Source organism: Methanohalobium sp. (assembly GCF_046546175.1).
Classification (GTDB): domain Archaea; phylum Halobacteriota; class Methanosarcinia; order Methanosarcinales; family Methanosarcinaceae; genus Methanohalobium.
The window spans coordinates 1-9773 of record NZ_JBKGYF010000063.1; the positions used below are offsets into that span (position 1 = coordinate 1).

Sequence of the window (9773 nt, forward strand, 5' to 3'; positions counted from 1 at the left end):
GCACGCATATGGTTCTTCTGGGTCAGATACATACATTATACAATCGTTTAGCAAAATACTTATATTTTTTTGACCATTTATCATACCACGATGCTAAAGACATCGTGGTTTTCTTTACCTTTATAAAATAAGTTTTAGTGCAGTTTATATTACTGCACTTTTTTTCTTTTTCCTCAATTTGATATCAGTGTTTATAAGAAGTTCAATGTAAAAATTTTGATGAGGATGTTACAAAATTGTTAAATTGTATCAATTTCATATTATTTATAAAGGGATTATTATGAAGAATCAAGATGATGTTAAAACCTCTTTAGGTTTAGACTATAATATAGAAGGAGCCTTATCATATTTATTTGGGTTTTTAAGTGGTATAATTCTGCTCCTGCTGGAAAAAAACAGTTCATTCGTTAGGTTCCATGCTATGCAGTCAACTATAGTATTCCTCGGACTATATGTATTGACTGCTATATTTAGTATCATACCGTTTATAGGAAATCTAATTGCAAATGTTATCCAGTTGGTTATCCTTGCAGCATGGATTATAGGTATGGTCAAAGCATATCAAAGAGAATATTTCAAATTCCCGATTGTTGGAGATTTTGCTGAATCACAACTCCACAAAGTTTGATGCTATTGACACAGAATAATATTTTCTATTTCCTACATTCTATTTTCCAGCTTAATTTTCATTATTTTGAACTTCAATATTCAAATTGAATCTCTTTCCATCCCCATTAACATTTTCCCACGGACGTTTATATACACCTCTTATTTGTTGATTGCCTGTATCAGACACTTTGAACGTCCAGGTATGGGTTCCACCAACGCCCACTTTATCTTCACCGTCTTTATCTGGTATATACGTATCATTAACTAATACAAGGCCATCAGTTGAATTAAGTTCCCATTGGAATCCAGTAGTTGGGTTTTCTTCCAGTTCAAGAATTAAAAAGTCACCGATTTCTGCATTGATAGTTTTATTACTATCGTTTATGGTAATACTGATGTTCTGGGTTCCATCTGTTGAAGGTTCGCTGTCTAAACATCCAAGGAACATGGTCGATATTAAAATAGCTAAAATTGCAAGCACTGTTGAACTAGTAATATTACAAAATTTGACCATGATACATACCTATGCTTTTCTAAAGATTTCAATTTTTTCTGTTTAAATGATATATATTGTTCAAACGACACTTTTCAGTTAAGCCAATCTTTCACCTGATTTACAACTCTAAACCGCTGTGCTAATAAACACTAAAAATCTAAAGTAAATTTATATGTTCCATTGACTGAACAGTAGCCATATCGATAAGAAATTTAGATGTCATCTATAACTATCGCTACTTGACGTCCATCAGTTAATCCAAATATTACAGAGACTGTCCTTCCAGAAACACTCACTGGATATTATCCAAAATCAGTGTTCTGCAGTCATTTTCGGTTCGTATCTTAAACTTTGAAAACCTGTTGACCATTTCGCTCAATATAGATTAATCTTATAAATATTCCTATCGATCTTACTTATAGGAATTATAAAAGGTATTATTGAACTTTCCCTCCTAAACCAGTATAACCGGTCCATGCATGATTTTTGCAGACTATTTTTCAATCAAAAACGGAGATGTTAACATCAGTAACGATAATGATAACGATAACAAACATTCAATTAATCTGGACTGTATAAAAAGAGTTAATAGTAGAGGTGAATTCCTGGTAGCACCGGAAGACATCATGAAGAGATTGTGTCCTAAAACTTATTCTCGATTACATGGCGGCTGGATCAGGAGAGTGGACAACCTGAATCAGGAATATACTTCCGGCTATTCTATAATAGGTGATTTTTATAGCGACAGGAGAAGACAGTGGCTGGCTCCTGGACTATATATCGACTGTTCCAAAAACGGCAATAACAAGAAAAAAATTATCTACCACACACTTATAAAATTGAATTTCGACGGGACAGTCGAGCTGCTGGAACAGACCCGAAACAACCCGAGTTGGGCTACCGATTTATGGGACCCGATAGAAAAGTATTTACCAGAATTCAAACACTGTCAGGAAATTCTCCAGGAAGAGAAAACATACCTTGAATGCCGCCTAGAGGAAATAAATCACAGGTTGGAGGACCTGGATATGGATCAATAATGGAACTACGAAATCGTAGAACATAGGTTTTTTTATCGTACAAACCCGGACAAAGAGCTGCGGGACAAGAAAAAGTCTCAACCAATGAAAGGGGGCTAAGAGTGGGGGTATAGGAATGTCCCGCAGCTGCGTTCACTATATATTTATGAATTTATATAAATGCACTGGTTTCAAAAGTGATACTGTTTCGTCAAAGTAAACCATCATTTTATATATCCTTGTTCAAAGATTCAATCATTCCAGTCATTATATTACCACTTGTATCAACCAGTCTTAAATAGGTTTTCTGATGTCTAATTTAGTGAAGAATAAACAGCTGATTTTGCAGGTCTTCCAGGAAGAAAGGGCACTATATTAGATAAAATATGTAGAAATGTCTAATTTTAGTGCATAGCCATCAATCAAAAAACATATTCACATTTTTAATCTGTATCCAATTCCGTGATGCCCCTGATTTTAAACTGGTTTATTCATATATTATAACTCTAATAATTTAACAATCAGCAGGGGAAATAAGATTAATAAATGAGTAGACAGAATTAAATTAATTAGTACAATATGGTTCTTATATAATAAAAGGGTTTAAATGAGGCAAGTTTTTGGATGTCGAAGATTTTTTACAATATTTATCAAAAGTAGAGAAAAAAGGATTAGTTCCTACAAGCCATTTCCTTTTAAATCATGAAAAAAGAAAAAAACATATGCCTGCCCTTGATGAAATTTATGATTTAATATTGAATACAAAGTTAGTAGGGATATTAAAACAAGATGAGGGAAAATTTAAAATCTTCTACCGTAATAACAATAAATATGACCTTATTATAATCATGGCAGTTAAAAGGACTAACCCAGATTTGGTAATCAATCTGGTCACTTGCCACATTCAAGAAATAAAAAAGAGGCTTAGAAAAGATGATTGAGTCATCAATGACCCGTACAGGTGATGGGATAGATTATGATTTTGAGTATGATATAATCTATTTTTATTCAGATGAAGTAGATTATAAACATTCCATAGATTTAGATGATGTGATATTAGATATCGGTGAGGATGACTCTTTAATTGGTGTCCAAATAATAAATGCATCTAAGAAATTTAAAGTCCCTAAACACTCATTACGTGAACCTAAAAAATTCAATGCAAGTGTGAAGATAGCGAACAATGAAATAAAAGTAGAATTGAGTCTTACTGTTGATATTAGAAATAATATGACACCTAAAAAAGCGTTTGCACTTGGAGATAATGATTTTAACCTTCCTAATGGAACATTGTCAATGGCTTGCTGAAAAACAATAATAAGATAGCAGTTTTTTCTGAAAGAAGCAGCATTAAGTATGATGTGGCCAAAAAATCCTCGAATTGTCCTGTGGGTCTATTTCAGTTAACCACTAAGAAACAGGCAAGAAACCGGGAATCTCTCTATTTTTTATATCTACCTGGATTGTTTAAAACATTTACTGTAGATTTTGAAAGTTGTTAGACTGATTTTATACTTTTCAATTTTTATTTCGATTTTCTGTGTGACATGAAACATTGAAAATTAGAATTATCATTGAATCAAATCGATAAAGCCTATTTTGTTGCTGGTTTTTCTTGATAATTATTACAGATTTTTTTTGGTATTAACTTTAAAAACCTGTTGACCGTGTCGCTCAATAATAGTTAGTCTTATAAACGTTCAAAATATTTGCAGATATGTTACTATAATAATTATAAAGAAAAATAAATAGGACTGATGACCATGTCAACTCTAACCGGAAAAGAAATCAAAGAACGATACAGTTATTTTGCAGATAACATCTTCACACATGAAGAAATAATCGAAATGCTTGACGACAACAAAGATTTTGCGATAACACACGGCTCAGATGAGTACATGTTAGAAAACCTCAATGTATATGGTGTGCATGAAGCAATCCTGGTCCTACATAATGGACAGATTGTCAACGCGTTCAGGTACAAAACCGATTGTGTTGACCAATCGCATCGATATGCTGTCCAGTGGGAACATCTCGACACTGGAACAAGTGAAGCAGTAGGTTTTGATAACATAGAGGATGCAATCGATTTCTACATCAAGAACATCAATAATTATAATCTGATGGGATTATATGATAACCTGCACGGTGATCTTGTCCGTCACGGCTCTCTCTGGAGGGAACTGGACAGGGAAAATCTGGAAGATTATATGAACATTGATGAATGTACCATGTTGTACACAGTCGATTTAGACTACAAAACGCTCAGAAAAATCGTAGATAACAGCATCAATAGAGAATACATGAGATTGAAAAAAGAATGGGAGTTATGTTGATTTAAGAAAACGGAATCATCAGGGACATTTGGAACCTGACGGGTTTTCACATGATTCCTGATAACATTTTTTATCGGTAACTTGTTTATTATCAGGTTCCACCGGGTATTTTCAGTGTTGGACAGAAAACAATGTAGTTTAGATGATAGACATATCAAAAATATTTTCTTCTTTTTTTAAGTTATTACTTCCAGATTTTTAAACGAATAGCCGAAAATTAACCATTTTTTGATTCATTATTTAGTACCTGTTCTATCATAGGAATTAACGATGGGATGTTATTTTTTGCAGTTGTCCAGAGAATTTCTATATCGACACTAAAATAACCATGGACTATTTTATCACGCATTCCAGAAATATCTTTCCAAGGTACGGATGGATATTTATCTTTGATGTGCTGTGGAATGTTTTTTGTTGCTTCACCTATAATTTCAACCGCCATCATGACAGCGTATTGGGTCTTATCATCCCTCAAAAATTGATCATAGGTATATCTACTGGTAAAATTTTCTACCTTGTTAGCAGCATCAAGTATATCTTGGAGATATGTTATTGCATCTCGTTTCATACAGTTTCAACTTCTTCTAAAATGTTCTCTTCTAGACGGGGTTTCAAACTCCTTTTTGGCACAAGGTCAACTTTAACACCTAGTAGGTCAGACAGATAATTTTCAAGGCTATTGATTTCCATTAATCCAGGTGTTTTACTAAATTCTACTAATATATCAAGGTCACTTTCTTTTGTATCCTCCCCACGTACGTAGGACCCGAAAATTCCAAGATAACTTACATCGTATTTCCTTTCAAGTTCTGGAAAGTGATTATGAAGAATTTTTTTATACTTGTTCAAGTTATCCGATGCCATAAAATGCTCCACCAATAAATGATATGTTAATTTATTTTATATAAAACTAAGTTTGTAAACATTTTAGAAAGATAATTATCTGAATTTAAGAAATCTTCAGTATCCAAGGAATTATACAAATCAATTATATTTTTAGATGTATTTTTCAGGTACTGGTTATATCTACTAAATTTAGTTGCTTGGTATCTATTTTGATTATTTCTCAAAGAAACGATTTATTTTTATTTTCTGTGTGACATGAAACATTGAAAATTAGAATTATCATTGAATTAAATCGAGAAAGGCTATTTTGTTGCTGGTTTTTCTCCATAAAGGTTACAGGTTTTTCTGGTATCAACCTTGAAAACATGGAACAAAATATTAATCCTGAACCAGTATTAAAACTTTTAAAACCTGTTGACCGTCTCGCTCAATATTGATTAATCTTATAAACATCCTGACCAATCTTATTCATGGATCTGTAAAATCCCTGTGGTATCAAAATAATCTCCACCAGTACTATTGAATCGATTTTGTTCCATTTATCCAGCTGATTTTTACAGGGATTTTACAGAGTCCTCATATCTAATCAATATAAAAAAACGGTCGTGGTAACATTAACAACGATGAAAACCCATCGAAAAAATTGAACTGCATAATAGACAAGAACGAGCGGGGAGAGATCCTCGTGGAACCTAAAAAATTGATGAAAGAAATCACACCACTTATTTTCACCCGCGATGGCGGTGGCTGGATGAGGAAAGTGGAAGGATTGAATAAAGATTATACTAACGGGTATTCTCTTGTTGGTCCTTTTTATAATGTATCTAAAAAACAATGGTTAGCTCCAGGGCTGTATATAGACTGTTCCAAAAGTAATGAAAATGGAAAGATAAGATACTGCTGTACGTTGATTAAACTAAATTATGACAGCACCGTTAAGATACTGGACCAGCAATGCAATAATCAAAGCTGGGCTGTTGACATGTGGGATGTGATTGAAGAACATCTGCAAGAATTCAAATCACAGGATGTGATTCTTAAAGAAGAGAGAAAGCAGCTCTCCGACCGCATCAGGGAAATCAATGAAGAATTGAAAAACCTAGATGATGCCTGATAACTGATTTTCTAATTTTTGACGCCCTGCAGTTCTGCTGCAGGGTTTTTTTCTGCTGATTAGCTGTCCATTCTCAAGTGAGTGTATGTGTGGGCTTTTTTCCCCGTACCACCATCATCAGGACTGAAACTACTGCAGCTCTGTACTGTTTTAGTCAATTTTAACTTTGAAAATCTATTGAGCGTATCGCTCAATAGTGATTAAACTTATAAACATTCAAAATATTTGCTATTACGTTACAATAATCGATAAACGGAGACCACATCTCTATGATTTACAGGAGAGCCTCCTCCAATATCGATTTTCACAATTCAAAATAATAAATTCATAACCTTCACGGAGGTTTAACTCTTGAAAAACGGTAACCAATCATCAAAATCACAATCACGATCATTTAGGTCAAGCATCGATGAAATAAAAAACAACATCGACATTGTCGAATTAATAGATAACGATGAAAACACAACTCGACTGAATAAAAGAAAATCAGATGAATACCGGGGAAGCATACTTCCAGTCGGAAAATCTGGAGATTCGCTCGTAGTCAACAGAAATAAACAAACATGGTACTGTCATAAAAACAAAACCGGTGGAGATGTCCTTGACTGGTTAGCATACACCAATGACCTCGACATAAAGTCCGATTTTAAATCAGTTCTCTCGATAGCAGCAGAAGAAGCAAATGTTGATTTGGATTCCTATGACATCAATACTGAGAAACTGCAAGAAAAAAGAAAAGTTTTCGATACACTAACAAGCATCATCAAAGATTATCATAATCATCTGAGCGATGAAATTATAGAACTGATTGAAAATCAGTATGGATTGAATAGAGATACCATCGAGAAATATCAGATCGGATTCGCTCCTGATTTTGAAACTCACAAATCAATCATCAAAAAATATGATCAACATGACCTGCTGCTTACAGGTCTGTACATGAAATCTAAAAACGGTTACATTATACCACTGTACCAATCTCGGATAGTTTTTCCGTACTGGGGAGCGAACAAGGTGGTTTATTCAACTGCAAGGAAAACAACGTATACACCTGACAATGAATTCGAGGGTGCTAAATACAAAAAACATGCACACCGCAGCGAAAAACATCCATACGTCAGCGAGTATATCTATAATAGAGTATTCACCGACATCGCCGATGATTCTGATTATGTTCTATTTTCAGAAGGCATAACGGACGCGATGCTAGCATCTCAGCTCGGTTTCTCAGTAGCATCTCCCGTGACTACGAGATTTGACAAAAATAATGTTGACGAGATCGCAAAATTAGTATCAGGCAAGGATGTTTATATCTGCTTTGATAACGATGATAACGGATCAGGTCAGACTGGTGCTCTGAAAACAGCTCTACAACTGGAACAGAATAATGTGACCGCGAAAATTGTAGAGCTTCCAAGACCTCAAAACTCAAAATCTATCGACTTCGTTGAATACATGAAAGAGCATTCACTCGATGATTTCATGCAATTGCTCGATGATGCTCGCTATCCGTATCAAATCGAATTGAGTACGTATAAGATAAAAGACACGAGTAAAGAGAACCTCGCATCTGCTAGATACTTTATCAATGATAACCTGTTGCATTTCTATCCTGATGATATTCAAGCAATCGTGGAAGATGAAGTGTGCAACCATTTCATGATAAAATCGAATCAAAAAAGGAATCTACTTAAGTATTCTAAAGAACAGAAACAAAAACGAGATCAACAGATTCATCAGGAAAAAATTGAACAGCAGATAGAAGAAGAGACATCATCATCAAGCAATTATTTTGGAGTAGAAATCCCGCGACCATACGCACTCTCTGACGACGGTATTTTCAAACAGATGTATAACCCGGATTCAGGTAATATCGATTTTGTAAAAATAAACCATCGACCTTCAGCGATAACTGCTATAGGGGACAGTCTCGACAATAATTCGAACTGGTTCAATATTGAATTTTTAGACTACAAAAGCAATCATAAAACTATAACCGCATCTCAAACACAGACTCACACGAAAGACGGTCTCAAGCAACTGTTAAAAAAAGGTCTGCCGGTTCTGGAACAGAAAATGAACCAATTATCTGAATTCTACGTTGAACAGATAATGAATTGTGAGTTACCATATTTTGTCGTTGCCGAGAAGAACGGTTGGAAAACAAACAATCGGTTCGTACATGGAAACACATTATACGAATTCGATGGGGACGAAATATATACAACAGAAGTTTATAACACCGATGAGAATACATCTGATAAGATCAACAAACATGGTACTTTGCAAGGTTGGATTGAAGCTGTCAAACCCTTCATGGATGACTATGTCGTCCGGTTCAAAATGTATTCATCCGTTGCAACAGCTTTGTTGAAAATTCTGAACTCATCATCATTCCTGATTTGTCACTCTGGCGCATCGAGCAGAGGTAAAACATTCAGTAGTTTATTATCGCTTTCTATACATGGCGACATTTCAGAAGAAGGGCTTTTTCAAACTTTCAACGGCACAGATGTTGCTGTCGAAAAATCCTGTGAATCTCTCTGTGATTTACCAGTTCTGTTTGATGAAATTTCAACTTGCAGTGACTGGTTCATAAAAAATCAGATATATACGATAGCTAGCGGTAAAGGTTATATGCGAGGGAAAACAGAAGGAGGAGAAGTTAAACTGAGGGAAACACCATCATGGAGAACCGTGGGCATGCTGACAGGGGAGAGAGACATCACATCTGCTATCAGCAATGCCGGTGAACAGGTCAGAACGATCCAGATCCATAGAGGTATGAAGCAGTTCGATAAGGTCTTCATTCAGAACCAGCAAGAAAAGTTATCTGAAAATAACGGCCACATATTCGAGCTGTTCCTGGAAAAATTGAACCAAAACAGAAACAGGATAAAACAGCTGCATACGCATTACCTTGAAAAATTCAAAAACCAGGTCACGGAACAGACGGCTCAGCGAAAAGCAGGGTATTATGCTGTACTGGCAACAGCAGGTGACCTCCTCGAAGACATTTTCTCTGACATCGGGATCGAACCTAAAAACGCTTTCGATGTCTGCAACGATATATTCGATGAAGATGTTGTGCGAAACGGTGTCGAGTCTAATGATGTTCGGTCTTTAAGGGTTATCATGGACTATGTCCAGCAGTATAAAAAGAACTTCATTCGAGAACTCGATTATAGAATACCAGACCACACAACAGCAGATGAAGAAATGGATTTCATTGATTTGCAGGATAAAATAAAAGATAAACAGGATGGTAGGGACCTCTACGGCTGGTTTACTGAAGACGACAAAATCCATCTAATACCGTCTGTTGCTGAAAAATGGATGCCTGATGGGATGAC

The 9773-nt window shown here is 35.1% G+C and carries 10 protein-coding genes; 7 read left to right on the forward strand and 3 right to left on the reverse strand.

Going from position 1 to position 9773, the window contains the following annotated elements:
* Window positions 1–280: 280 nt before the first annotated feature.
* Complete coding sequence (locus ACLFMM_RS07330; protein WP_410808072.1) at window positions 281–628, forward strand: DUF4870 domain-containing protein; 348 nt, start codon at window positions 281–283, stop codon at window positions 626–628.
* Between the two features lie 51 nt (window positions 629–679).
* On the opposite strand, the gene ACLFMM_RS07335 is transcribed toward ACLFMM_RS07330, so the two are convergent.
* Window positions 680–1123 carry a protease inhibitor I42 family protein gene (locus tag ACLFMM_RS07335; RefSeq protein ID WP_410808073.1) on the reverse strand — a complete coding sequence of 148 codons (444 nt, stop codon included), beginning with the start codon at window positions 1121–1123 and terminating at the stop codon, window positions 680–682.
* A 461-nt stretch (window positions 1124–1584) separates the two neighbouring features.
* Here ACLFMM_RS07335 and ACLFMM_RS07340 point away from each other — a divergent pair, with 461 nt between their 5' ends.
* The 4 genes from ACLFMM_RS07340 (at window position 1585) to ACLFMM_RS07355 (ending at window position 4460) form a co-directional block, all read left to right on the forward strand.
* Window positions 1585–2145 (forward strand): hypothetical protein, encoded by a 561-nt coding sequence (locus ACLFMM_RS07340; RefSeq protein ID WP_410808074.1) that lies wholly within the window; start codon window positions 1585–1587, stop codon window positions 2143–2145.
* Window positions 2146–2744: 599 nt separating this feature from the next.
* On the forward strand, window positions 2745–3065 hold the full coding sequence (locus ACLFMM_RS07345) for a hypothetical protein (protein WP_410808075.1): 321 nt from the start codon (window positions 2745–2747) through the stop codon (window positions 3063–3065).
* A complete protein-coding gene (locus ACLFMM_RS07350; RefSeq protein ID WP_410808076.1) occupies window positions 3058–3432 on the forward strand; it encodes a DUF2283 domain-containing protein in 375 nt (124 codons plus the stop codon). The genes ACLFMM_RS07345 and ACLFMM_RS07350 overlap by 8 nt, the downstream gene beginning before the upstream one ends.
* Window positions 3433–3887: 455 nt before the next feature.
* The gene (locus ACLFMM_RS07355) at window positions 3888–4460 is read left to right on the forward strand and encodes a hypothetical protein (protein ID WP_410808077.1); all 573 of its coding nucleotides are present in this window, start codon (window positions 3888–3890) and stop codon (window positions 4458–4460) included.
* A 217-nt stretch (window positions 4461–4677) separates the two neighbouring features.
* On the opposite strand, the gene ACLFMM_RS07360 is transcribed toward ACLFMM_RS07355, so the two are convergent.
* Window positions 4678–5028 (reverse strand): DUF86 domain-containing protein, encoded by a 351-nt coding sequence (locus tag ACLFMM_RS07360; RefSeq protein ID WP_410808078.1) that lies wholly within the window; start codon window positions 5026–5028, stop codon window positions 4678–4680.
* Window positions 5025–5324 (reverse strand): nucleotidyltransferase family protein, encoded by a 300-nt coding sequence (locus tag ACLFMM_RS07365; RefSeq protein ID WP_410808080.1) that lies wholly within the window; start codon window positions 5322–5324, stop codon window positions 5025–5027. The genes ACLFMM_RS07360 and ACLFMM_RS07365 overlap by 4 nt, the downstream gene beginning before the upstream one ends.
* Window positions 5325–5991: 667 nt before the next feature.
* Here ACLFMM_RS07365 and ACLFMM_RS07370 point away from each other — a divergent pair.
* Together ACLFMM_RS07370 and ACLFMM_RS07375 are read left to right on the forward strand one after the other, a co-directional pair.
* Complete coding sequence (locus ACLFMM_RS07370) at window positions 5992–6420, forward strand: hypothetical protein (RefSeq protein ID WP_410808081.1); 429 nt, start codon at window positions 5992–5994, stop codon at window positions 6418–6420.
* Between the two features lie 351 nt (window positions 6421–6771).
* On the forward strand, window positions 6772–9773 hold a 3002-nt coding region (locus tag ACLFMM_RS07375; protein ID WP_410808082.1), incomplete at its 3' end, for a DUF927 domain-containing protein.